Here is a 24,008-nt window from a genome sequence, read left to right on the forward strand (position 1 = left end):
CGTCGAGGAACTCCTACGCGCAGACGAGCAGGCTGGAAGCTTCCTTGAGGGGCCGCATCTTCTTGCAGACCAGTCCGATTCCGAAAGCTCCACAGTAGATATCAGCGACGGCTACAGGAATCCGTATGCATTCCAACTTGTTCCAACAGGACGCTTCGAGCCAGGTCAGGTCATCGCCGAGCGTTTCCTCGTAGTTCGCTTCATCGCTCGCGGCGGAATGGGAGAGGTCTACGAGGTAGAAGACCGATTTCTTCAGGGCGTTCATATCGCTCTCAAAGTCATCCTCCCGCAGATCGCCGGGGATGCAGGATCATCTCGCCGCTTTGAGCAGGAGGTACTTCTCGCCCGCAAGGTAACCCACCCTAATCTCTGCCCCATCTACGATATCTCGCGCTGTCAGGAGCCCACGCCGTCCTTCCTCTTTCTGACGATGAAGCTACTCTTCGGCGAGACTCTTGGTGCACGCCTTCAACGGCCGCCGGCCATCCCTCGTGACGAAGTTATCTTAATCTTCCGCCAGATGATCGCTGGTCTCTCAGCCATACACGCTGCCGGTATCGTTCATCGGGATATTAAGCCGAACAATGTGATGCTCGATCACTCCGGCTCCCGTCTTTGCATTTCCATCATGGACTTTGGCCTGGCTCGCCTTTACGCATCCGAAACCACGTTGATTACGCGTGGATTCGTTGCAGGGACCCCGGGCTACATCGCGCCGGAGCTTCTGCAGGGAGGCAGCCCCTCGCAGGCTACAGATATCTTTGCTCTCGGCGTCCTCTTCCAGAAGATCCTTACCAGCAAGCATCCAAATGCAGCGGCGCATGGCTTGTCTGCGAGTCCATCCCCGGCGCTCGATGATGCCGATGCTCCTTCTGTCTTTATCCAGGCCGTCAAAGAGTTTCTATCAGAAGATCCAAAACGCCGTTGCGATGCCTTCCAAAGGATCCAATCTACCTTCGACTCTGGAGGCTTTGCCGACACGCGTATGTCAGGGGATATTTTTAGCGGCGGATACCGTCGCATTCTGACGCGCCGAAACTTCGTCATAGGCTCCGCAGTTACGGCGTGTGCGGCTGCGGGCGGCGTCGCCTGGAAGTGGGACAGCTTCAGCGATCTCGTCCATCCAATTCCTGCCAAGCGATTTGTAGCTCTTCTCAACTGGCCACAAAATTCGAGCTCACAGATTAAACCCATGCTGAATGGAGTCATTGACGCTATCGCGAGCGAACTAGCACGCGCGGAAGCATTCGATCGCAACTTATACGTCACTCCTGACATGACGAATAAAGAGGTAAGTACTCCATCCGAACTCAATGCTGTTCGCGACTCTCTAGGCGCTAATCTTGTTCTGGCAACCTCTGGGACCACTCGAGACGACAGATTCCACGTCTTTCTCCGATTATTAGATCCATCTTCCACTCGGGTTTTACGAGAGACACAGATCAGCTCTACTTTGGATGAACAGATCTCTCTCCCACAGAAGGCTGTTTACGCTGCCGAGCGTCTATTGGACATACACGATTACAAGCGGGACAGGAGAGGTTTAGGTCGGGGCACGCAATCTGCAACGGCCTTTGCTGCATTTCAGACGGCCGAGGCATTCGCAAAGCAAGAAAATAATACAGGCCTTGATGCATCTATTGAGAAATATAGAGAGGCGATTGAACTAGATCCTCACTATGCGCTTGCGCATGCACGTCTTGCTCTCGCGTTTCTGCGGTGGTACGCCATACATTTCGACCCATCCGCCATAGAACTTGCTCGAGGAAACGCCGAGACGGCAGTGAATCTCGAGCCAGATCTCGTGGATGGTCATCGAGCTCTCGGTTCAGTGCATGAAGTAACTGGTGATGAATCGGGAGCACTGCGCGAGATGGGGCGAGCACTCTCCCTTGATCCATCGAATCCGAAAACTTTGATCTACCAAGCGCAGACTTATACCACCTTGAACAGATGGGATGACGCGGAGAGAGCTTTTCGAAGGGTTCTTAGAGAACGTCCAAATTATTGGCTGGCGTATCAAGAGTTGGGAATGAATTTTTTTGCACAGGGCAAATATCCCGAGGCTCTCGATTCATTTCGTACCGCAAGCTTAGCAAATCCAAAGAACGCGTTGGCGCTAAGTAACGCCGGTACGCTCTATCTGCTCCTGGGCGGCTTCGATGAAGCGAGAGATGCTTTAAATAGAAGTCTGGCACTGGAGCCGACAGATGCCGCGTTTGCAAGTTTGGCAGCGGTGCTGAGAGCCGAAGGGAAGTATTCGGAAGCTATCCAGATGGCTCATAAAGCCGTGGATTTGAAGCCCAGCTATCCGCCGAATTGGTTAGAGTTAGGGGACTGCTATTCGTTGTCTCCTGGTCATTCTAGTGATGCGAAGAGTGCCTATTCGCGTGCTGCGCACGAGCAGGAGAAGCAGCTTGAGGTGGATGCCACGGATGGCGCGGGTTGGATGCATCTTGCGCTCTATAGGGCAAAGTCAGGAGATTCAAGCTCGGCGGGTTTGTTGGTTAAGAAGGCAGAGACGTACAAGGCTGGCGATATCGACTCGCAACTTACGAAGGCACGTGTTCTCGCGCTCCTCGGCGATCGCGATGCAGCTCTCGCTACCATTCGTCACTGTAGAAAGATGGGCGCCACAAAATCTCAGATCGAATTGACACCCGACTTGGAATTCCTTCGAAAGGACTCTCGATACAAGGAGATTGAGAGCTAACCTTTCCTCAGACCGAAGTGAACTAGTTTGAACCGATCTATGGAGCTAAATGATGAATAGAAAATTGACTATTTTAATCACTGTCTGTGTTTCTCCTTTAGCGACTGGCGGCTGTCAAGACAAGCAAGCTGTCGCACCGAAAGCAGTGGTACAAACGCCGTCGGTCGTGCAATCGGTTGCGGTAGATCCATCCTTAGGCGCGTATCACTACTTTCACACAGGAGATACTCTTCAATTCACAAAAGTGAACCCGAGTGCTGCGGACTTTTGGGTAGTCTTCGATTCCACTAACGTATGTAGCCCATCACCACTTCAGGTCACCAGCAGTGGCCCAGCGAGCTGTGTTATCTCTCCATCCGCTAAACCTGGCACCTATCACTACACGCTGTCGCCTACGCAGCCCACTTCTCCCATATCAGGTTCTGTGCCTGTAAAACCAGCGCCAGGACCAGCTCCAGCTGTTGCTCCACGGAAGTGTCCGCAATGCGAATTCATTCTGGTCCCCCCGCCTCCGCCGCCAGGTAGCGGTGCGCCGGCGCCTCAATCCTCCAGTGGCGCAAGTACGAGTCCGATGTCAGGTCTTAGTGCCTATCCAAATGCCGAACCCGTCCCTGTGACGTGCGACCCTACCACGGGGATCGCTACGGCACCCGAGATCGTTCAATATCCGAAAGACACAATCTATTGGTATCCGGTCGATGGGAGCGATCCTGGTCTTCTTACGGTGACTGTGCCTAAGAAGGTTTGTCACGACGAAAATGGTCAACCTCAGACGGTATTCAATGGTTATCAGCCATGCCGTTTGGTTGGGAAAACTCAAAGCGAAACCCCGTATCTTATCCAGACACAGAGCTGTACGAAAGCCGGTACCGGCTCCGTTGTCCCTCATCTAACCATATCGTCGCCTCTGCCGACACTGACTCCGTAGTAATGAACTCGATGGTGCATGAACTAAACTTCATGCTCCATCAATCCGCCTTAAATTTACAACGGTGAAGTTTGCTATGCGGATGAGGAACGCTAACGAAAGAGTTTCTGGCCGGCAGTGGGGGCTCGATATACTCTGGGTCAGACCAAAACATTAGTGCTGCTCCAGATAGGCCCAATCCAGTGTTGCCAGTGCGACTGCGAACAAGATTTTCACCCCACGTACTGGATCTCCACCAGGGTGCAATCATCCTGTGCCTGATTTGGCGCGTGAAACCTTGCGATCTGGTCGAGCATGGATTTCAGATCTTTGTGGTGTGCGACGGTATTCAGCCCGGCATCGCCGAACTGCATGCCGGGTACTGTCTTCGGCTTCGGTGATTCCGTCGGTCGGCAGAAGAAGACGTTCGCCCGGTCGCAATACGCAGTGAGCTGAGGTGTAGCTCGCGCCTGAGATAAGGCCGACGATGAGATTGCCCTCTTCGAGCCGCCGTATCTCATTATTCAAAATCGTAAGTGGCTGGACATGGCCGCAGTTCACGTATTCGATACGGCCGTCTGGAAAGAGCTTGAGCAGGATCATTGTGGCGTATTTGCCAACGTCGCGGGTACATAGAAATTGATTGACCAGCGATGCGATCTCCGACAGGCTCTGCCCCGCGAGCAGTTGAGCGTGAATGATTCCCTAGAGCGTAGCAGCTACAATGGCGGCTGAAACTCCCTTACCGGATACGTCGGCGATCGCAACGCATACCCCGTCATCGAGCGCCACAGCATCGTAGAAATCTCCACCGATCGCAAGACATGGAACGCTCTTCGCTTGTAGGGCCGCACAGGGAAGTCTCGGCAGAGCAATGGACATCAGGCTATTGTGAATTTTTGCCGCGATAGCAAGCTCTTCCCGCGCCTGGCGCGCCTTGGCTTCTGCTTCAGCGAGTAGCGCGTTGTGTAGTAGTGCGGAGGCCTCCGTTGCAATCGTATCGAGTAGTTGGTGATCGACCTCGGTGAGTTCTCCAAGTCTAATCTGGCTATCGAGATAGAGCAGCCCGAGCAGCTCACTCGACTCGTGCGAAGAGACCCGCTTGCGCAGTGGAATACAGTAGAGCTACGAATCCTGTTTGCCAGAACGCTCGACCATCCTGCTGCCTTCTCATCCGATAAAGTGTCGCTGATTGAAAACTTCGCCTCGCTTTCAATCGCCTTCTGCATGGCTCTGCGTGAAAGAGTGGAGTCTTCTTCCGTGATCTTTCCATCAGCACCGAGGCCTTGCGCTAGACACATCTCGCCATCTTCTCGAAGGAAGACGAAACCTCGCTCCAGGCCGGTAAGCTGTAGGGTTAGATGAAGAAATGCGCTGAGGATGTCCTCGATCGCACCGCCCTCGCTGAGTTGACGAGCTGCACGAAGAAGCCAGCTCAGCTTCTCCATCTCGCGAGCGGCAGGCCGAAGCTTTCCCGCGGGAGTTCGAAGCTCGCTGAGCGAAGAAAGCAGACTGGTGACCTGAGGTTCTAAAACGCCGCTGACTGTCTCGTCGTCCCGTTCGAGATGAAATCGTAGCTGAGGACCGTTGAGCGAGCCCATCTGTAGTGCATCCTCGATCTTCAATATGGAACGCGCGATACGAACGGAGTTGAGATAGGTGCCGTGAGTACTGTTCTGGTCGATAACGGTGTAGCTATCACCGTCTCTCACGATTAAAGCGTGCTGGCGAGAGACGCAAGGATGGCGGAGCACTACATCCTGTCCTGGCGAACGGCCAATTGATGTTGTCTCGCGATCGAGGTTGATACTGTGGAGTCCATCAACGTCGGAGTAGGTAAGCACGACGATAGCCATCGAAGGGTCCTATTCTGATGAGGTGTGTGCTGACTGGTCCAGTTGATGTTTGTATTAGCGCCATTAAATATAACGTTCCTATCTTTGGATTGCGTGCAATGCGCCAATAAAAAAGCAGTTGGCTGCAAAGAGTCGCAGCCAACTGCTTTAGTAGTTACCGGGGGGCTGTGTTGAAGGCAAGCTGGATTGAGCTAGTAGGCTGTCTGTTGACCGCCTGCAGCGTCTCTTTCTCGGAGCGACTCTTCGAGCACTCGGCACCTTCCCGGTTTCCTGCGGTCCATACTTGCCGCAGATAGTATTTATCGCCGTAGCGAGCGAAGACAAGTTTTCCGCGTTCCGGCGCTTTAGAGACGAGGGTCGGATGTATCAATGCGTATCCGTTTGCCTTAGGACTGCGTAGTTGAAGAATGGTGCCGGATGGACGCTCGATTCGATACACGCCGGCGGGCATATGCTGATCCCCGTTTTGAAAAGCGAAGGGGATAGTTACGCTGGCCACAGTTCCTTGACTCTGAGCTGCGGCAGACTGTGTTGAAATGAACGACCCCATCGTGAGGGCGCAAGCAACAAGACTGAAACTGAGCATGGAGGTAAACCGTGAGTTTTTCATGACCTGATCTCCTTGTGGAGGGCAGCGTTCATAACCGCCTTCACTGGTTAAAGCGAGAAGCGCAGTTATTGGTGACATCACAGGTGAATTATTTTTATCGTCGCAGTTATAATTCCTGTTCTCGGTCCCAGAATGATCAGTAGTTTGTAATAAGACACGATTTTGAATGTAAGGCTGTAGCGCCACATCTATGCTCAGCCATGTGTTAATGGACAAGAATGATGGATAACATGGTGCAATCCACGGAGGAACTATTCGGAGTAGTCGCGGCTCGTGCCTGAGCAGAGGTCAGTGTTTTGGATCAGAGATGCCGGGAGACGCCTGAGCTTCGGCGCTTGGTCCGGAGGATGCTTTTGCAGAACGAACTCCTCGGCAGCTTCCTCAATTCACCACGGTTTCTCTTTGATGGTGGATCGTCATCGCACTCCACGACTTCTTCAGTTGGAATCGATCTCGCAGCTAGAAGGATGCTGCCCGCTCGCTGGATTATCTAGCGACACGTCCCGATATCGATAGTGGGAAACTCGCTTACCTGGGCGTCAGCATGGGTTCAGCAGAGGGCGTCATTATTACAACCTTGCTGCAGAATTAGACTAAAGACCGCCATCTTCTTCGATGGCGGCTATTTCCTTGACCAGCCATCTCCAGCCGACGATCAGGTCGACTTTGCACCACGCATGAAGGAGCCTGTCCTCATGGTAACGGGCGCTACGACTTCACATTCTCCCTTGAGAGCGCGCAGAATTCACTCTTTGCGGCGCTAGGCACATCGGCGGAAGAGAGACACCACGTAGTGCTCGAGTCGCCTCACAACGTGACAGAGCAACGCCGGCAGCTCACCAAAGTTGTCCTCGAGTGGATGGGCGATGGTCTTTAGCCGTAAAGGTTGCACGGAAGGACTTGATATAGTCGATTTACACCCACCTTCCTTTTCATTTTTCTGTGGTCTTTCCAACGATCGTTACGATGCTGTCGTCGGATGCGCTCCACGCTGCGGCACCGGTGTGCTGTAGCTTGCCAGCGGTGTCAGACCAATGCAAGTGAGTGATCTCACTCTTCCCGGACTCGTAATCGTAGGTATTTCCGTCGTCGCTGTAGAGCGTAAAGTCGCCATCGGCGCCAGGATAGACCTTTAGGTTTGCGATCGCCTGCTTCTCATTCGTGCTCTCGATCGCGGTTCCGAGAGGGAGGATCGAACCTGCGCGTACGAAGACAGGAATCGTATCGATAGACGCGGTAACGGTCACATGCTGCCCTCCATGGAGACGCTCATTCGTCCAGAAGTTGTACCAATCGGTACCTGCTGGAAGATAGACGTCGCGGCTGGTTACACCCTGCTCGGTGACAGGCGCAATCAACAATGCCGGCCCAAACATATACTCATTGCCGATGGAAGCGGTGTTTGGATCGCTGCCAAAATCCATAAACAGGCCGCGCATGAACGGCGCTCCCGTCTCATGCGAAAAATATCCAAGTGAATAGATGTAAGGCAGTAACTGATATCGCAGGCGCAGGTACTTTTCCAGGATAGGCTCTGCCTGCTTACCATAGGACCACACTTCGTTGAAATTGCGACTGCCGTGCGCTCGCATATTGGGTTGGAACGTCGCGTACTCAAACCATCGTACATAGAGCTCTGGATAGTCATCGTAGTCGCGAACGTTATCGCGCGCATCGCTGGGATCGATCAGTGGCGGCCGTTCTGGCGTATGACTATTAGGAAGATACTGCCAGCCTCCAACATCCGTGCTCCAGTACGGCATGCCCGAGGCGACAAAGTTGATCCCCGTTGGCACCTGCCGTTTCAGCGTATCCCATGTGGGATAGATGTCGGAGGACCAGAAGATCGCCCCGTTATGCTGTACTCCGAGATAAGCATCGCGCGAAAGAATCAGAGCGCGTCTGTCTGTCAGATCACGCCGAAAGCCGTTGTATATCGCCTTCGTATGAAAGTAAGGATAGACATTAAAGAACTCCGTCCCGGGGCCAACGTGCAAATAGCTTCCGTTCGGCGGCAGGTCAGGCTCGGTCTCATCCGCCCAGAACGCATCGAAGCCTTTGCTGACGAAGTTTTCGCGTATCGCATTCCAATACCAGAGCGCAGCGTCCGGATTCGTTGTGTCGATATCGGAACCGGCACGATCGTAGGGCAGTCCGTTCGTTGGCGTGCCGTCGGCGAGATGCTCAAACCATCCGTTCTTGAGTAGCATGTCGTAGTACCGGTCTTCCGGTACATAGCGCGGCCAGACACTGATCATGCTGCGAAAGCCAAGTTTATGCAGCTCGGCGTTCATGGCGGTGGGATCTGGCCAGAACTTTGGGTCAAGGTCCATCTGCCCCATCTTGGTAAAGTGGAACCAATCCACCACCATGACGTCCGCTGGCAGATGGCGTTCACGGTAGCCACGGGCCACATCTAGAACTTCCTTCTGCGAAGCGTAGCGCTGCTTACTCTGCATATAGCCATACGCAGACTTCGGCAGCATGGGAACACTACCGGTCAACAGGCGGTATCCCTCGTAGAGTTTGTCGTAGGTATCGCCGACGATGACAAAGAACGAGACGCGCTGACCGACTTGCGAGGTCCAGCGAGTCTGCTCGTTGAACGCGAAGTCCACACGAGTCTTGGACGGATTATCCCACAGTAGCGCATAGCCTTTATTCGTAACTACAAAAGGTACACATACGCTAGGCCCCGCAGCTGCGGTGTAATCATGGGCGCATTCTACGGATCGTCCGCGAAGATCCAGAACACCCTGCTGGTTTTGACCCAGCCCATAGTAGTGCTCGTCGCTCCGAGCTGCGAACGTAGCGCCAACCTCAAAAAAAGGATTATCTTCCGGACGCCGGTCATAGAGGACATCGGCGTTACCATCCTTATGGTTGGGGACAGCCATCTCCCATCCCTGCATATTCAGAATCTGCTTGCCGGATGGAGTTTCCATCATCACGCCGACATGCGGAGTGGAACCGTTGAAGTATTTGGCTATATCCGACTCTGTGCCCGAAGAACTTCTGTGAGCGTCAGGTGAGATGCGGACGACCATCTGATCGGAGCGGAAGGTATCGCCATCCGTCGTGCTCGCCTGTGTCCATCCATTTGCGGCGGCCTTCGCGGTGATGCCAACTCCGGGAAGCTTCATAGCAGAGTCCTTATCCAGGCTCATGGTTACACGCACGATGTTGGGCGCATACGCCTCGACCACCACGGTTGCCTTGCCGCGCGTGAACACAGCCTGCTGCGCGATGGCTGTACAGCAGGTGAAAAAAATCACTGCGGACAAGACCGCTGTGCGTCCTGAAATAGTGCGGCGGTTCGAAAGATACATGCAGTGTGATCTCCGGAAGCTGGTTTTCATGGTTGTACCGAAAGTGCCTTGCGAAGGCGTATATCGGACGACGAGGTACCTGCGCGGACCTCGATTCTGTCCCGCTCTACGATGAAGCGATGAGCAGTATCGTTCCAGTACGCAAGGTTTGCGACTGGAATCTCAAATAGCAAAGTCTGCTTCTCTCCGGCGCGAAGCGACACACGACGAAATGCCTTCAACTCTTCTCTAGGACGAGATACGATCGAGTTTTCATGTGACACATAGAGTTGCACGACTTCGTCTCCATCGCGATGCCCCGTGTTTTCCACCGTCAACTGCACTTGGATAGACCCTTCCTTTTGTGCAACGACAAGGCTGCTGTATGCAAAGCTCGTATAGCTGAGGCCGAAGCCGAAGGGGTACAGGGGCTCTTCTTTAGAGTAGAGATAGGTTCGGCCATGATGCAAATCATAGTCCATCATGGGTGGAAGCTGCTCCAGAGATGCGGGCCACGTCTGCGTCAGCCGTCCCGCAGGGTTGTAGTCGCCGAAGAGCACATCGGCTAGCGCGTTGCCCTGTTCTTCACTGTTATGCGTCATCTCCAGAATTGCCGGCGCGTGTTGCTGGGTCCACGTAGTCATAAATGGAAAGTTCGTCTGTAGCACCACAATCGTCCGAGGATTCGCCGTAAGCACAGCCTTCACTAGCGACTCGTCAGACAGCGTCAGGCTCTTGCGGTCGATCGCCTCCTTCCCCTCGCTGGGTAGTGCGCATTGATTCCAGCCTGCATTACACGTGGGGTGGTTTCCGACGATGACGATTGCGACCTCTGAGCGCGCCGCCAACGCCGCCGCAGCTACTTCGTCCTTGCCTCCGTCGAAGACCACAGAAGCTCCCGCAGCCCTGCGCTGAACTCCTTCGAAGGGTGTCACTGCGGAAGGAGGTGTGCCGCTGTACCAATCCAGAGCCACCGTATTGGCCCACGGACCGATGACGGCGATCGACTTAATCTGCGCAGCATTCAGCGGTAGAGTTTCCTTTTCATCTTTGAGCAATACAATCGACTCGTCGGTCACGCGTCGCGCCAGCTTCCGCGGAGCATCGTCGTTCCATGGATCGCCATGCGCCTGATCTACGACACCGATACGAGAGTATGGCGAGTTCTCTGCGGGATCCAAAAATCCTAAATGCCACATCACGCGATAGACACCGCGCAGATTGCGATCGATGTCTGCCTCAGTAATGAGCTTCTGCTCGAGCGCACCGCGCACAGGCTGTTGATAGTCGTCGAGAAACTGGTTGATCCCAGCGTGAATCGCGGCGGCGGCAGCCTCCGGAAGAGTCGCATACGCGTGGTGAAGCTTGACCATATTCGTCAACGCCCCCGCATCAGTACAGATAATGCCGTCCAGATGCCACTCTCCCATCACCACCTCGCGCAGTACAGGATTGGCCGTCATCGGAACACCGTTCCATGCGTTATAAGAGGTCATCATCGCATCGGCGTGACCATCTTCAATAGCCATGCGAAAGGGAACGGCGTAGTACTCGTGAAAGAGCCGCGTGTCGAAGTTCGAAGACGATCCGCCACGTCCGTCCTCGTTGCTGTTGGCCAGAAAATGCTTTAGCAGCGACGCTGTCATCCAGACATGCGGATCGTCTCCCTGCAGCCCGCTGGCATACGCGGTAGATAGTGTGCCGACTAGAAACGGATCTTCTCCATAACTCTCTTCACTCCGGCCCCAGCGCGGATCGCGGCTGAGATCCGCATTAGGGGCCCGCACCACCAGGCCGCCGCGATGATACTTAGCGAAGGCGAAGCGAGTTTCGTAAGCTTCCTGGGCCGCAGCCTGCTCCAGAATCGCCGGATCCCACGTCTGCCCAAGACCGCGTGACTGGGGAAACTGCGTCGTAGGAATGACCGCTTGATTGCGCCCCTCCCAATGCCCTGGACCACCCAGAGCCAGCCCATGCAAACCCTCCACGTGATTCGTGCCTGCAATGCCCAGTCGCGGCACAGACGGGTCCGTGCTCAGCGCGTGAATCTTCTCATCCAGCGTCATTCGTGCGAGCAGATCGGTGATGCGCATCTCCGGATCGGCGCGAGTATCCTGGTAGATAGAAGTTGCTGGCTTCTCTTGCGCGCCGGCCGCATAGCCAACCGGCATGAGGCACAGCAGCAGAAGGGAAGTAGACAACCGCTTTATGCGCGGTGCACGTTTGGAACTGCTGAAGAGATGAGATTTCTGGGCCGACATCGAGCAGTTCTCCTAAGGTTAGGGAAAGATCATACAAGCACCGCCCTCTGTGGAGCGTAAAACTATGGTGAAGCTAGTCTGATGCTGTAAGAAACACTAACGCTGCAGTAACCCACTGTGTGCGCAATTCAGATCAACAACAGCGCGTAGATCCGCGAATACAGTCGAACGCAGGACGATTCACGGAATACGAATTAAAGATCACCACGTATCACCCGGAGACCTTTCAAGTGAAGAACACACGGCGGTCGAATCCGCCCGCCGTGCGCCTTGGTTAGAAGCTGTACTTCAGTGATAACTCGAACACTCTCGCGCTTCCGGACTTGCTATCCATGGTGTCCCACGTATATCCCGCAGGCAACCCGGAGGCTACATTGGGAGTGAAAGACGCGCTGTTGGCAGTTGCGTATTTGAGCGTGATGTCGTTGCTTGTGCTGAATCCCCACAACGGATGATTCAGGAAGTTGAATGCCGATGCGCGGAACTGCACCTTCTGCCGCTCGGTGATGCCAAAGCTCTTGTAGATCGTCAGGTCGGAGTTGTTGTAGGAAGGGCCGCTGAGATAAGAAAACTGCCGCATTCCCTGGCTGCCCACAACAGGCGCGCTGAAGCAGTAGAGATTCAACAGCTGCTGCGCATGCAATTTGCTTCTTGGATTACAGGCCGCAATCGGTAGTATCTCGTTTACATAGGTCCCGAAGTATGTATTTGAGGTAAGAGACTCGTTGGTCGTTGTGTTAGGAATGGTCAGACCAAGGTTTTGCGTATCCTGTGCCTGCAGATTGCCGCCGGACTGCCAGGTTGTTACACCGGAGACGGTCCAGCCATTGGCAGCGCCGCCAATCACCTTATGATCGCCATGGTAGACGTTCCCTATGTCATACGCGTAGGAAGTATTGATCACCTGCGGACGATCGATGTTGAGAACGCCGTAGTTGCCATGCACCGTGAAGGCATCGACGGTGCTATTGATAATGCCGAGAGCCTTCGACCAGGTGTAATTGAGGTTGAACGACAAGCGGCCCGCCTGTTTCAACCACGCGATCTGGAGACCGTTGTAGTTGGAGTAGCCGACGTGTTCGTTCACCGTAATGGAGTTCGAACCATAAGCGGACTGATACGGATAATAATCCTGAATCTTATAGGTGGAAGCATTGTCAGGATCGGCTGGAGCAGCTGCGCCCGTCACCCTCGCCGGCGAGGATCATCTACTCCGCGAGCGTGTCATCGGCTCAGAGGTCTTCGGCCGACGCCCTGACTATGAGCCCGGCGAAGATCCGGTGGTTCGTCTTCGCGCAGCGGAGGTCCGAAAGCGTCTCGCGCAATTCCATCAATCGGCGATCGAAGCGCCGGAGATCCACATCGACATCCCACCCGGCTGCTACCGGGCTACGTTTCGAAGAAGCGACGTCTCCCACGCGTCCCCACACGAGGCCGAACCGGCAGCTCGTGCGATGGAATCAGAGCCGCAGCCATTTACCTTCACGCCCGACCAGGGCGCCAACCCTCCCGCAGCGATCTCCCCCACTGGCTTCAGGAATCGCACCCGGTTGATAGGCGCTGCAATCGCGTTCATCCTTGTCGAGGCCGTTGTCGTCCTTGCTTAGACCTCCTCGGAGGGAGCACAGGCCTCGCGATTCCGGACGTTTTGGAGCCCGTGGACAACTAGCTCCAAACCAGTCATCATCGCCATCGGAAGCAACGCCGTCTATCGGCTCTCCGATAGCATGAACGATCAGTTTGCCAAAGACCATCATCTCGAGATGGACGGCGAAGAGTTCTTCGTGCCCCTTGCTCCGGACGCCTCTATTCGGGGCAACGATCTCGTGCCTGCCGAAAATAGCTTTGTTGCCTTGGGTGACGTCGCGGCTGTATCCAACATGGTCGCTAACCTGACCCGTCAGAAGCAAAACTTTCAGGAGCGCTTTCCCAACGACATCTCGTTTGCGGAACTCCGCAACAGTCCGTCTATTCTCGTCGGCGGCTTTAATAATCCCATGACGATGGAGCTGACCAGGAACCTGCGCTTCGTGTTGCGTGTGCGTAACGAGATCGATGATCTTCAGGACGCCAACCGTCGATGGCTGCTTCACGCCTCGGCAGACTCCCACGACACGGAAGACTACGCAATCATTACCAGGCTGATTCAGAGACCTGGCGACGCTCCAGTCCTAAGCGTCGCTGGAATGGGGCAGAACGGTACGCTGGCTGCCACGGACTTCGTCTGCGTCCTGTCGCGATCTCGGAGATGACACGCCGTCTCCCGAAAGACTGGGTAAGTCGAAATCTTCAACTCGTCCTTCACGTCAAGCTCGTAGACTTCAAGCCGGCATCGACTGAAGTGATCGCAGTGCACACCGGTAGAGAGAACAGAATCCAACCCGCACATCACTGTGAGCGTCATGGAAGAGCAACAGCTTAACGAGAGCTGAGAGTCTGGTCGGGAATAAGGCAGGAATAATCATCGGGTGGATAAAAAAACTCTGGCAGCCCATCCCTTCGTCCCTCGAAATCCCGAACGACTCTGCGCAACTCAGTGACGATCTCAGTTATTACATCCTGCCAGTCTCCTGGTGTTCTCTGTCGAAACAGCCTTGCGCTGGGGTACCAGGCAGTCCGCGTGGACTCCAGGCCCCAGCGCCAATCCGGTACGTTGGGAACCAGAATCCAGACAGGTCTTCCCATCGACCCCACGAGATGCGCCACCGCGCTGTCGATCGTAATCACCATGTCGAGCCCCGAAACAATCTCTGCCGTATCGGCGAAATCTTTGACGGCCGAGCAGTCGCCGACGAACCCAAAGCATCGGCCATCCTCTGCAATCTGTGCTGCAGCAGGGCCGGTCTGCAACGCGATGAAGTCAATCCCGTCCACCTCGGCCAGTGGATGAAAAGATGCGAGCGCCAGCGAACGAAGCCGATCTCTCTGGTGCTTTGGATTCCCGGCCCACACCAGACCTACCCTGTAGCGGTCCTGCTTTGACTTCGTTCTAATCGAAGTTCCTTCCAAAGGAACAGACAGCGGAGCGGGTATAGTCTCCGTCGTCGTGTTGAAGATGCGTGGCAGACTCATTAAAGAGATGCACCTGTCGAACGGAGGCAAGGGATCATCCTGGGCGATACACTCCACCACCCCGGGAATACGTCCCAGCAGACGACGGAGATGTGGCTGGGCCTCCAGGATCACACGCCCGCCGCGCGCCTGCACAAGTGGAAGATAGCGCACAAACTGCAGCGTATCGCCGAGTCCCTGCTCCGAATACACAAGGATCGGCCTCCCATCGAGCGGCTCGCCCTCCCAATGCTCTTGAGGATGACACCGGTAGTGCGGCTTCAGTTGATCGACCTTGCGTCCCCATTCATACTCCGGCCATCCCTCGTCATACCGTCCGTGCAGCAGTAGAGCATTGGCCAGATTGAAGTGTGCCTCCGGCCACAGAGGATCTTGCCGAACCAGTTCCTGAAGCAGCACAATGCCGTTCGCGTCGCCTTGCAGCGCCATGACTCCGCCCAGGTTGAGCAGTAGATTCCGCGACGGCTCAGTAATCTCCGTTACCGCGCGATAGCACTGTATCGCCTCTTCTAGCAGCCCCCGCCTTTCGGCCAGAGCGCCAAGGTTGTGATATGCACTATAGTGCTTCGGATTGAGAACAACGACCTTGAGAAAAATCTCACGCGCCCTCGTATCATCCCAGTTCTCTTCTCCCGTGCCTTGCTCAAGTAGCGCCGCGGCCAGATGGAAGTGTGCCTCTGCCGAGTGCGGTTGCCGGCGAAGAACCTGCTCCAGCAACGCGATGCCCTCCGGATCGCCTTGGCGCGCAAGCAGTCTTCCCAAATTACTCAGCAGATTTGAAGATGGCTCGCCTGCCTCTACGCCTTGCCGGTAGAAATGGATCGCCTCCTGCGACCGTCCCATCCCGTCATAGATCGCTCCCAGGCTATGACACGCTTCGACATGCTTCGGGTTCAGCTCAATAATCTTATGCAGAAGCTCCAACGCAGTCGTGTCGTCGCCACTCTTGATCTCTTCCTTCGACAATTGGAAGTAGTCTGCTTCGAAGTCGGCATTCAGCGTGATGGCCTGTAAATACGCTGAGATCGCACTCTGTCGCTCACCCATCTCTGACAAGACCAGTCCAAGGTTGTTACACGCATCAGCGGCGGTAAGAGGCGACAGTGCAATCGCTCGCCGGTACGCGGCAGCAGCCTCTGGCAGCCGTCTTCTCGCCTGCTCTACACCGCCAAGGTTGAAGTAAGCGTCGGCATAGCCGGGATCGATCTCGATCGCCTTCCGCAGGTTGATCTCCGCCTGGTCCAGATCGCCAGCCTCGCACCACCACTTGCCTATCATCAGGTACGCCGGAGCATACTCCGGTGCAATCTCCGCAGCTCGCAAGAAACAGACGATAGCAGCTTGCCTATCTCCCGTTGCCTCCTCCAGGCGCCCCATCGACATATGTCCTTCTACTGATCGCGGGGAGATTCGAACTGCCTGCACAAAGAAACTCCTCGCATCCTCAATCTCTCCCTCGTCCTGTAGCAGTCGTCCAAGGTTCACGCAGGCATCGGCATTTTTTTCGTCCAGCTTTAGCGCACGCTGATAGCTCTTCTTTGCGCGCCTCTGCTGTCCCAGCTTCCCCAGGACATTTCCCAGATTGTTGTGGTACGAAGAGAAGTGGGAGTTATTGGCGATTGCCCTCTCTATTAAGGTCACCGCGCCGTCAAGATCGCCAAGCTGCCCCTTGAGCACTCCCAGCAGATGAAGCGCATCAGGATAATTCGCATCCATCGCCAGAAGTTCAAGGTACTGTGCTTCAGCCTGCTCCAGATCCCCCTGTCGATGAAGCTCAAGTGCTCTTCCCAGTAGTTGCGCTAAACTCCTGTCACCGTCGACCACCATAGTCCCTAACCTCAATCCCCAAGCTTGAGAAGTACTTCCGTATCTCACCATCTATCGGCACGAAAAAGAGCAATCTCCACACCACATACAACGGTGCTTCATGAGGAGAATCTAAAGCCATCCCCACTCGAAAGCCCGGCTCATCTCAATCGCACCCCGGAGACGGCTATTAGCAATCTCTTATTCTGTGGCTCGGAGAATGGCGACTCGCATGCCTCAAGGGAAGCTCATGGAGATGAGCGCCCAACCCAGTTCGAACGACCTTCCGACCCAGGTCCTCCGTCAGTCGCAGCCCTACGTCCTCGCCTTTGTTGGAGAAAATGAGAACGGCATTCTGCGATGGTGGACCGAAAAGATTCTCGCCGGTCTCGCAGGGCACGGCCTCTCGCACCGACTGATCGATCTAAGCGATGCCCAGTGGCCCGTGAAGCTCAAGGAGTGCCTGTCGGCAAGCATGCCAGAATTCTGCTTCAGCTTCCAGGGAATGGGTATGGGGCTGCTGCTCGACACAGGGGAGAATCTATGGACGCGCAACGCGATACCTTTCCTGTCCTATCTCGGAGACAGTCCCTATCATGCGCCCTCGTTGCATGCGGCTCAGGGGCCAGGCATGTATCTCCTCTACGGTTGTGCCGACTTCCTTCAACTGTATCAGGACTTTTTCAAAGGACGCGCCTACGCCAGCACCCTGCAGTATGGCTATCCGGAGAATCCGCTCGCAGACCGAACGCCGTGGGGCCAGCGCGAGCACGATATCGTCTACGTCAAGAGTGGAGTGAATCCCAGGGCGCTCAGCCAACAGTGGGACGCATCCCCAGGCAGGATCAGGGACATCCTCTACGACTGCGCCGCGCGTGTACTCAGCGGTGCCGACGAAACCGTTCAAACGTTGTGCGCCCAGGTCTTTGCAGACCGGCAGATCCACTGGGGAGATCGTCAGGAGCTCTTCCTCTCCACCTGCAGCCTGGTGGACCGCTATGCCCGCGCCGTCCGTGCCGAACGGATGGTACTTGCGCTGATGCGGCATAAGGCCCTGATCGTAGGAGACTGGTCGCATCTCGATCAGTCGAACTCACGAGCCGTCTTCTGCGGTCCCATCGCGGCAGATCGTCTCGATGCGTTATATACCTCGACGAGAATTTCGGTGAATACACTTCCAACAGTTCGCTTTGGCATACACGAGCGCGTCATGGCTGGTCTCTTCGCCAAGGCTGCCGTCGTCTCCGAAGCCACACCCTTCTTACGACACGCGCTTCGCAAGTGCCCATCCTTCCTCGGCGTGAACATCGACCAGCAGACCTTTCACGACGAACTGGACGACACCCTGACCTCATGTCTCGCCGACCCAACCAGTGCAGAGTATGTTCAGATCTCTGCCGGGGTGGCACGCGAGATCTTCTCCTTCGATAACTTCATCCAGCAACTGCTCGACTACGTCGCCATCGAAAAGCATCGCAGGAATCTCACATGGTGGTTGTTTCCACATCAAGCTAACTAGCACCCGCCTTATGACGAACCGACCAAGGAGTCGAATATGCAAGCCGTTCCTTATCCTCAGCCTCCGATCAACACGCCGCCCAACCTCCGCACCTATACGACGAATCCACTGCAGCAGAGCGGCTGGCTCGACTTCTCTGTCATCCACGACGCCAGGGGAAACCTCAGCGTCATCGAAAACTGTCGGCACATCCCATTTGAGATTGCGCGGATCTTCTTCCTCTACGATGTCCCCGCCATGGCTGAGCGTGCGGGACACGCGCACCGCGAACTGGTTCAGGTGTTCATCCCGATGTCCGGCAGCTTCGACCTCCATCTCGATGACGGAGTAGAGGAGCGAACCGTTCACCTCTCTCGTCCTAATCGCGGCTATCTCGTCCGGCCATGGACCTGGGGCAGGCTGGACAACTTCTCCGGAAGCTCAGTCTGTCTCGTGCTTGCAAACATCCTTTACGACGAGGCGGAATATATCCGTAGCTACACCGACTTTCAGCGGTTGGCAAGACAGCGGAAGGGGCTATACGAGTGATGCAGATCCCTGCCTACGATATCCTGCGTGCCAACGCTCCCTACCGCGAGGAGCTTCTCGCTGCGACAGAGTCTGTGCTGGACTCCGGCCAACTGATCATGGGTGATCGGCTGCAGCAGTTCGAGCAGGACTTCGCTCACTACTGCGGCGTCAGCTTTTGCATCGGTGTGGGCAATGGACTCGAGGCACTCACGTTATCCTTGCTAGCTCTCGGCATAGGGCCGGGAGACGAAGTTCTCGTCCCCGCATTCACCTTCGTGGCGACATGGCTTGCGGTATCGCAGGTCGGTGCGCGCCCAGTGCCCGTGGACGTGCGGCTGGACGGTCTGATCGATCCCACCCTCCTCGTCGGTGCCATCACTCCGCGTACCCGTGCCATCCTGCCGGTGCATCTCTACGGAGCGTTGGCCGACATGGACGCAATCTTTGCAGTGGCTCAACGCTTCGAACTCGAAGTCGTAGAAGACGCAGCACAGGGCCACGGCGCCAGGCGGAACGGTAAACGTGCGGGCTCGTTCGGCTCTGCGGCGGCCTTCAGCTTTTATCCAACGAAGAATCTCGGCGCTATCGGCGATGGCGGGGCCATCTGCACCAGCGATGCGAATCTCGCATCTCGTATCCGCCGTCTTCGCAACTACGGCTCCGATCAGAAGTACAGGCACGAAATCATAGGACAGAACAGCCGGCTCGATGAACTGCAAGCCGCATATCTCTCTGTCAAACTGCCTCACCTCGAGGCCGTGAACCGCAGGCGCAGAAGCATCGCGCACCGATACAGCGCAGCACTCTCCAGCGCGCGCATTCTTGACATTGCGCTGCCGCCCCCGTGCCCATCCTCCGTATGGCACCAATTCGTAGTGCGATCCTCGAACCGTCACCACTTGAAGCAGGTACTGGCACAACATGGCGTGCATACGAACATTCACTACCCCGTGGCTCCATTCGATCAACCCTGCTTTGCCGGCCAGTACGATCGCTCAAAGTTTCCAGTAGCAGTGCAATTGGCCGAGACGGTGTTGAGCCTTCCCCTCGGCGACTATATGTCGGACGACGAGGTGCAGCACGTGATTCACTCTATGCTCGCCATCGGAGGATCGCTTGTCGCTGCATAATACAACTCTTCCAGCCTTCGAGCCCGATCTGTTCAACACCGAAGCCTACGCGAGGCTGCACGCCTCTCGGTTCTTCGGCTCAGAGGTCAGGTCAGAGTACTTTCGCGCTGGTCACAACATGCCGACCGGAGTCTTCCATGCAATGCAGGTTCTTCCTGGCCTCTTCATCAGCCCAGGCCGCGGCCCCTATGGCGGCTTCGACATCAGCAGTGAACTGGACGAAGCCGAGCTCGCCGTCTTTATCGCAAAGACCGAAGCAAGATTGCGGCAGTGCGGTGCGCATCGAGTCGAACTGGTGCTGCCACCCTTCTGCTATGCCCCACACCGCGGACCACGTACACTCGCGCTTCTGTGTCGCCTCGGCTACTGCGTCATTCGCCAGGAGCTCAACCAGGCACTCAACGTCGGAGAGAAGTGCTTCGCCGTGCAGGGCAACTACGCCAATCGAAAGCGCCTGAACAAAGCAAACCGCGCTGGCATTCTAGTCCGCAGGCTGAACGGCGAAGAGTGTCGCGAAGGTTACGAAGCCATCCACGAGAATCGCATCAAGAAAGATCGTTCCTTATCGATGTCCTGGCAAGACGTGCAGCAGATGCAGGCGGCCTTCCCCGATCGTGTCTTCCACTTCGGTGCCGAACAGCACGGTCGCATCATCGCCGCCGCGATCTGCATGGCCGTCAATCGTCGAACGTTATACGTCTTCGCCTGGGGCGAACGCGTCGGAGCAGAGTCCGTCAGCCCAGTAACCAGCATCGCCGCCCATCTCTTCGAGTTCGCCCAACGCGGCGGCTTCACCCTCCTCGACCTCGGCACCTCATCGGTAGACGGCATCGTCAACCCGGGCCTTCTTCGTTTCAAGGAGAGCCTCGGTGCGACCACATCGCTCAAGCTCTCTCTAGGCAAGGCACTTGCATGACGACAGACTACTCCCACGCATACGATCCCGATCTCGACTTCGATCGCTGGTACACCATCTTATCGGCGCGCCGAATCGCAAAAAATCTTGGCTCCAATGATCATCTGCTCGAGGTAGGCTCGGCCACCGGTTTTCTAACCCGGGAGCTCGCCGGACATAATCGTCGCTTCGTCTGTGTCGAACGCTCAACCAGCTTCGTCGAACGCGCCCGTGCGCGAGCATTGCCCGGCATATGCATCGAACACTCCACCATCGAAGCCTTCCAGTCCAGTGAGACATTCGACCACGTACTCGCCATCAACGTTCTGCACGAAGTCGAAGACCAGCGCGACATCGTGGAGCGGCTGGTGCGGTTTCTAAAGCCGCAAGGCCTGCTCCACGTCACCCTGCCAAATCCACGCTCGCTGCATCGGCTCTCAGCCCTCGGCGGTAGAATGATCGCCGACCTGTGCGAACTCAGCGCGCGCGGCCAAAGATATGAGACCCGCAAACTTCAGTACGCAGATGAGTTCATCACTCTCATGACACAACATCAACTCGTCGAGATACAACGAGAGCCTATTCTCCTCAAGCCCCTGCCCAACGCTGCGATGGAATTGCTCTCAGACGAAATCATTGAGGCCTACGACACTCTAAGCCTTTCGTTACCCGACCTCGGCGCGATGACCTACTTTTTATTCCGAAGGCTTGGAGCATAGATGGCCAACTCTCTCACCGTCATTGGCGGATCAATCGCCAGTCTTTCCATGAGCCTGCTGACGGCACGTCGTGGCATTCACGTCGACCTTTATCTGGATCCGTCCAGGATTGGCGGCAGCTTTGGAGGCATCGCGGTCGGCGATCGCCGGTTCGATCTCGGAAGCCGTTTGTTCGAGCTGCAGTATGAAGATCCGCGCTCTATGCCCATCAGCGCATTCGATACGCAGCAAGACAACCATCGTCCATTCATCGCATCCGTCGCTGGGTTTATTCGAAATATTCTGAAAGAAGACCTCATACCCGCGCCCACACCAGAGATGTGGATCAACGGCCACCGTACACGTTGTGCGTTGATGACGGTGGACATTTCCGATCTTCCATCCGCTCTCTCCGCCGCCGACCGCGCGCTGGTGCTCGAGCAATCCCGACGCATCCTTGAGACATCGCCGCACCCTGCGATCACACATCAGACACTATGTGAGGCCTCGGTAGCGCAACATGGCCAAAGGCTTCACGCTCTCCTCACAGAGGCAGTCTGCGCCAAGCAATATGCGGGATGGAGAGATGTGCCGGCATCCGAACGCCGAAAGCTCTGGGCTGCTCTCTTCCATACGCAGACGGTATTCGAAGCGTTCGCCTGTCTACCGATCACATTCCGTCCCCACCGCCCCTTCTCTACCACCGTCGAGACAGCCGCACATCCCTTCGCCTGGCGGCTCTACCAGGCCGTGCAGGCAGAATCGCAGATCACGATCATTCCAGTCGGTTCACTCACCAGCCTGTCCTTCGCCCCTCGCGGTGTGGTCAATCTTCGCTTCGGGCAAGAGATCGCAATCCAGGTACAAAGCGAGAGATGCGTACTAGGCTTGCCACCCGAATCGCTGTTTGCAGCGAGCGGAGTCGAGTATGCACCCGAGAGAATCACATCTTCCATCGTCTGGATCGATGTGGCGGAGCGCCATATTAGAAGCGTTCCCTCGACACTCATGATCTGCGATCACGACCTCCGCGTCCTTCGTATCTCGAACGCCGGCCGCACGCCGGGATGGCAAACCTTCGCCGTCGAATTCGGCAGCATGGCCCCTGACTGTCTCTCCGCAGTTGCGGCTCTTCAGCAGACAGGCCTCATCGCAGAAGGAGCCGAAGTGCGGCTGGCTCATCAGATCACCGCTCCCTCTCAGATAGCACCCACCTCGGCCAATCGAAGCATCTTCGAAACAGCTCTAACCCATCTCGTGCCGTTCCGCGGCATACTACTGGGCGGTGCACGACGCTTCGGCTTCGAAAGCCTGAACGATCAACTCGCAGACGCACTCTACTATTCAAGAGCCATCTCATGCTAACGACAGAAAAGCTGGACGACTTAGCTCGGCGCTATTATCTGGCCGACGACGTCATAGATCACCGCCTCGAAAACCGCATGCAGATCGACTCTGCCGCACGCCTGATCTCACGACTGGAACCGGGATCCTCTGTCCTCGAGCTCGGCTATGGCGACGGCCTCCTAACCAACGCGCTACGGGAGGCGGGCTTCGACGCGGACCTTCTGGAAGGCTCGCCCCTACTCTGTGCCCGAGCCGCCGCCATGCACGGCCCCGACCTCCGCATACATCACGCGCTGTTCGAGCAGTTTCGTCCCACGCGTCTCTACGATGCAGTCCTGGCATTGCATGTCCTTGAGCATGTCGATCAGCCCGTGCCTCTGTTGCAGCACATCGCGCAATGGGTTCGGCCAGGCGGAGTCGTCATGTTAGTCGTTCCAAATCGTTCCTCCATTCATCGGCGCATCGCACTACAGATGGGCCTCATCACAGCTCTCGATGAACTGTCCCCCAGAGACCACCTAGTCGGACATCAGCGCGTCTATGATCTGGCCGCACTCACCCGAGACGTGATAGCGGCAGGGCTGGATCCACAATCCAAATTCGGCTCTTTCCTGAAGGTCCTGCCAAACAGCATGATGCTCAGTTACTCGAACGACCTACTGAAGGCCATCGATGCAGTATCCGCAGAGCTACCACCGGAGTTACTCGCCAATATCGGAGTAACTGCGCGCAGACCAGAGCTATCAACAGAAAACCAATCTATTTCCATCGAAAAAACTCATGAGAAATTACAGTGAATTTGAGCCATTTTTATTATGCGGCCGGCTAGTTTAAGTATCTTGATTCGCAATCACTTACCTCGCGATAGGCTATGTGACCCCACAGTGTTCTCGCTTTTTGTTTATTTAGCTTGAATATGATATTCATGGCAATAAGACAGCCAAATGTAATTAGCAGCTACCTTCTTTGCGACAACTGCATCTGACTATATATCTGCTCGAATTAGCTTGATGAGACAGATAGGTGATTATGCGGCACCACGATTCCCCCAAAGAGCAAGATATGGATCTAGTGCGCAGCGGAGATGTTTTGACAAGCTGCCGTAACCACATAGAGTCACTCCAGAACCTCAGTTATCTGACGGTTCTCGAAGCAGACTCGCCAACCCAGGTTAGGTTGAACATCAGGATGATGGAGTGGCATATCCGCAATCTTGCGGAAGTGCTTTTATCCGCAGCTTAGGTAGATACACCTCACTCTTCTCATAACATGAGGATCATCAGGGTGCCAGGGCACCATAGCCATCGTCACCAATAGAGACTCTTGTTGTCATGCGTTGTATCTAGCGTGGAGGCTATAGCCGGTGGTCTCCACAC

Annotated in this window: 18 protein-coding genes; 10 read left to right on the forward strand and 8 right to left on the reverse strand. The window is 55.6% G+C overall.

Annotated elements, in window-relative coordinates; all coding sequences use genetic code 11:
* Positions 1 to 13: 13 nt before the first annotated feature.
* Positions 14 to 265: a hypothetical protein gene (locus GSQ82_RS25205; protein ID WP_254061825.1), complete on the reverse strand. Its 252-nt coding sequence runs from the start codon at positions 263 to 265 to the stop codon at positions 14 to 16.
* On the opposite strand from GSQ82_RS25205, the gene GSQ82_RS19910 reads away from it, so the two are divergent.
* Positions 218 to 2,713 (forward strand): serine/threonine-protein kinase, encoded by a 2,496-nt coding sequence (locus tag GSQ82_RS19910; RefSeq protein ID WP_254061816.1) that lies wholly within the window; start codon positions 218 to 220, stop codon positions 2,711 to 2,713. The genes GSQ82_RS25205 and GSQ82_RS19910 overlap by 48 nt on opposite strands.
* Before the next feature lie 1,174 nt (positions 2,714 to 3,887).
* On the opposite strand, the gene GSQ82_RS25210 is transcribed toward GSQ82_RS19910, so the two are convergent.
* The 6 genes from GSQ82_RS25210 to GSQ82_RS19935 all read right to left on the reverse strand — a co-directional run bounded on the left by GSQ82_RS25210 (position 3,888) and on the right by GSQ82_RS19935 (position 12,844).
* Complete coding sequence (locus tag GSQ82_RS25210) at positions 3,888 to 4,322, reverse strand: PP2C family protein-serine/threonine phosphatase (RefSeq protein ID WP_371417249.1); 435 nt, start codon at positions 4,320 to 4,322, stop codon at positions 3,888 to 3,890.
* A 179-nt stretch (positions 4,323 to 4,501) separates the two neighbouring features.
* Positions 4,502 to 5,476 carry an FHA domain-containing protein gene (locus GSQ82_RS25215; protein ID WP_254061796.1) on the reverse strand — a complete coding sequence of 325 codons (975 nt, stop codon included), beginning with the start codon at positions 5,474 to 5,476 and terminating at the stop codon, positions 4,502 to 4,504.
* Between the two features lie 154 nt (positions 5,477 to 5,630).
* Positions 5,631 to 6,272, reverse strand: a complete 642-nt coding sequence (locus GSQ82_RS19920) for a hypothetical protein (RefSeq protein WP_254061797.1) — start codon at positions 6,270 to 6,272, stop codon at positions 5,631 to 5,633.
* Between the two features lie 746 nt (positions 6,273 to 7,018).
* Complete coding sequence (locus tag GSQ82_RS19925; RefSeq protein ID WP_158794030.1) at positions 7,019 to 9,415, reverse strand: glycoside hydrolase family 31 protein; 2,397 nt, start codon at positions 9,413 to 9,415, stop codon at positions 7,019 to 7,021.
* A 26-nt stretch (positions 9,416 to 9,441) separates the two neighbouring features.
* Positions 9,442 to 11,655: a glycoside hydrolase family 3 C-terminal domain-containing protein gene (locus GSQ82_RS19930; RefSeq protein WP_158794031.1), complete on the reverse strand. Its 2,214-nt coding sequence runs from the start codon at positions 11,653 to 11,655 to the stop codon at positions 9,442 to 9,444.
* A 274-nt stretch (positions 11,656 to 11,929) separates the two neighbouring features.
* Positions 11,930 to 12,844 (reverse strand): hypothetical protein, encoded by a 915-nt coding sequence (locus GSQ82_RS19935; protein ID WP_216847135.1) that lies wholly within the window; start codon positions 12,842 to 12,844, stop codon positions 11,930 to 11,932.
* Here GSQ82_RS19935 and GSQ82_RS19940 point away from each other — a divergent pair.
* Complete coding sequence (locus GSQ82_RS19940; protein WP_158794032.1) at positions 12,810 to 13,262, forward strand: hypothetical protein; 453 nt, start codon at positions 12,810 to 12,812, stop codon at positions 13,260 to 13,262. The two genes, GSQ82_RS19935 and GSQ82_RS19940, sit on opposite strands and share 35 nt — an antisense overlap.
* A gap of 120 nt (positions 13,263 to 13,382) precedes the next feature.
* Positions 13,383 to 13,907 carry a hypothetical protein gene (locus tag GSQ82_RS19945; RefSeq protein WP_158794033.1) on the forward strand — a complete coding sequence of 175 codons (525 nt, stop codon included), beginning with the start codon at positions 13,383 to 13,385 and terminating at the stop codon, positions 13,905 to 13,907.
* A gap of 166 nt (positions 13,908 to 14,073) precedes the next feature.
* Here GSQ82_RS19945 and GSQ82_RS19950 read toward each other — a convergent pair whose 3' ends face one another.
* Positions 14,074 to 16,554 carry a tetratricopeptide repeat protein gene (locus GSQ82_RS19950; RefSeq protein WP_158794034.1) on the reverse strand — a complete coding sequence of 827 codons (2,481 nt, stop codon included), beginning with the start codon at positions 16,552 to 16,554 and terminating at the stop codon, positions 14,074 to 14,076.
* Positions 16,555 to 16,765: 211 nt separating this feature from the next.
* On the opposite strand from GSQ82_RS19950, the gene GSQ82_RS19955 reads away from it, so the two are divergent.
* From GSQ82_RS19955 to GSQ82_RS19985, 7 genes are read left to right on the forward strand one after another with little or no spacing between them, the layout of a single operon-like run.
* Positions 16,766 to 18,052 carry a hypothetical protein gene (locus tag GSQ82_RS19955; protein WP_158794035.1) on the forward strand — a complete coding sequence of 429 codons (1,287 nt, stop codon included), beginning with the start codon at positions 16,766 to 16,768 and terminating at the stop codon, positions 18,050 to 18,052.
* Positions 18,053 to 18,088: 36 nt separating this feature from the next.
* Positions 18,089 to 18,580: an FdtA/QdtA family cupin domain-containing protein gene (locus tag GSQ82_RS19960; RefSeq protein ID WP_158794036.1), complete on the forward strand. Its 492-nt coding sequence runs from the start codon at positions 18,089 to 18,091 to the stop codon at positions 18,578 to 18,580.
* The gene (locus tag GSQ82_RS19965; protein ID WP_158794037.1) at positions 18,580 to 19,692 is read left to right on the forward strand and encodes a DegT/DnrJ/EryC1/StrS aminotransferase family protein; all 1,113 of its coding nucleotides are present in this window, start codon (positions 18,580 to 18,582) and stop codon (positions 19,690 to 19,692) included. Before GSQ82_RS19960 ends, GSQ82_RS19965 begins: the two co-directional genes overlap by 1 nt.
* Complete coding sequence (locus GSQ82_RS19970; protein WP_158794038.1) at positions 19,679 to 20,608, forward strand: hypothetical protein; 930 nt, start codon at positions 19,679 to 19,681, stop codon at positions 20,606 to 20,608. Before GSQ82_RS19965 ends, GSQ82_RS19970 begins: the two co-directional genes overlap by 14 nt.
* The gene (locus GSQ82_RS19975) at positions 20,605 to 21,306 is read left to right on the forward strand and encodes a bifunctional 2-polyprenyl-6-hydroxyphenol methylase/3-demethylubiquinol 3-O-methyltransferase UbiG (RefSeq protein WP_158794039.1); all 702 of its coding nucleotides are present in this window, start codon (positions 20,605 to 20,607) and stop codon (positions 21,304 to 21,306) included. Before GSQ82_RS19970 ends, GSQ82_RS19975 begins: the two co-directional genes overlap by 4 nt.
* Positions 21,307 to 22,650: an FAD/NAD(P)-binding protein gene (locus GSQ82_RS19980; RefSeq protein ID WP_158794040.1), complete on the forward strand. Its 1,344-nt coding sequence runs from the start codon at positions 21,307 to 21,309 to the stop codon at positions 22,648 to 22,650.
* Complete coding sequence (locus GSQ82_RS19985) at positions 22,644 to 23,429, forward strand: bifunctional 2-polyprenyl-6-hydroxyphenol methylase/3-demethylubiquinol 3-O-methyltransferase UbiG (protein ID WP_158794041.1); 786 nt, start codon at positions 22,644 to 22,646, stop codon at positions 23,427 to 23,429. Before GSQ82_RS19980 ends, GSQ82_RS19985 begins: the two co-directional genes overlap by 7 nt.
* Positions 23,430 to 24,008 lie beyond the last annotated feature (579 nt).

It is taken from the genome of Granulicella sp. L60 (assembly GCF_009765825.1).
Classification (GTDB): Bacteria; Acidobacteriota; Terriglobia; order Terriglobales; family Acidobacteriaceae; genus Edaphobacter.

Bases quoted from the DNA above. Each gene is read 5' to 3' on its own strand.
- GSQ82_RS19910 (WP_254061816.1), top strand. From the start codon at position 218: ATGGGAGAGGTCTACGAGGTAGAAGACCGATTTCTTCAGGGCGTTCAT.
- GSQ82_RS25205 (WP_254061825.1), bottom strand. From the start codon at position 265: ATGAACGCCCTGAAGAAATCGGTCTTCTACCTCGTAGACCTCTCCCAT.
- GSQ82_RS25215 (WP_254061796.1), bottom strand. From the start codon at position 5,476: ATGGCTATCGTCGTGCTTACCTACTCCGACGTTGATGGACTCCACAGT.
- GSQ82_RS19925 (WP_158794030.1), bottom strand. From the start codon at position 9,415: ATGTATCTTTCGAACCGCCGCACTATTTCAGGACGCACAGCGGTCTTG.
- GSQ82_RS19930 (WP_158794031.1), bottom strand. From the start codon at position 11,655: ATGTCGGCCCAGAAATCTCATCTCTTCAGCAGTTCCAAACGTGCACCG.
- GSQ82_RS19945 (WP_158794033.1), top strand. From the start codon at position 13,383: ATGAACGATCAGTTTGCCAAAGACCATCATCTCGAGATGGACGGCGAA.
- GSQ82_RS19950 (WP_158794034.1), bottom strand. From the start codon at position 16,554: ATGGTGGTCGACGGTGACAGGAGTTTAGCGCAACTACTGGGAAGAGCA.
- GSQ82_RS19955 (WP_158794035.1), top strand. From the start codon at position 16,766: ATGCCTCAAGGGAAGCTCATGGAGATGAGCGCCCAACCCAGTTCGAAC.
- GSQ82_RS19960 (WP_158794036.1), top strand. From the start codon at position 18,089: ATGCAAGCCGTTCCTTATCCTCAGCCTCCGATCAACACGCCGCCCAAC.
- GSQ82_RS19965 (WP_158794037.1), top strand. From the start codon at position 18,580: ATGCAGATCCCTGCCTACGATATCCTGCGTGCCAACGCTCCCTACCGC.
- GSQ82_RS19975 (WP_158794039.1), top strand. From the start codon at position 20,605: ATGACGACAGACTACTCCCACGCATACGATCCCGATCTCGACTTCGAT.
- GSQ82_RS19980 (WP_158794040.1), top strand. From the start codon at position 21,307: ATGGCCAACTCTCTCACCGTCATTGGCGGATCAATCGCCAGTCTTTCC.
- GSQ82_RS19985 (WP_158794041.1), top strand. From the start codon at position 22,644: ATGCTAACGACAGAAAAGCTGGACGACTTAGCTCGGCGCTATTATCTG.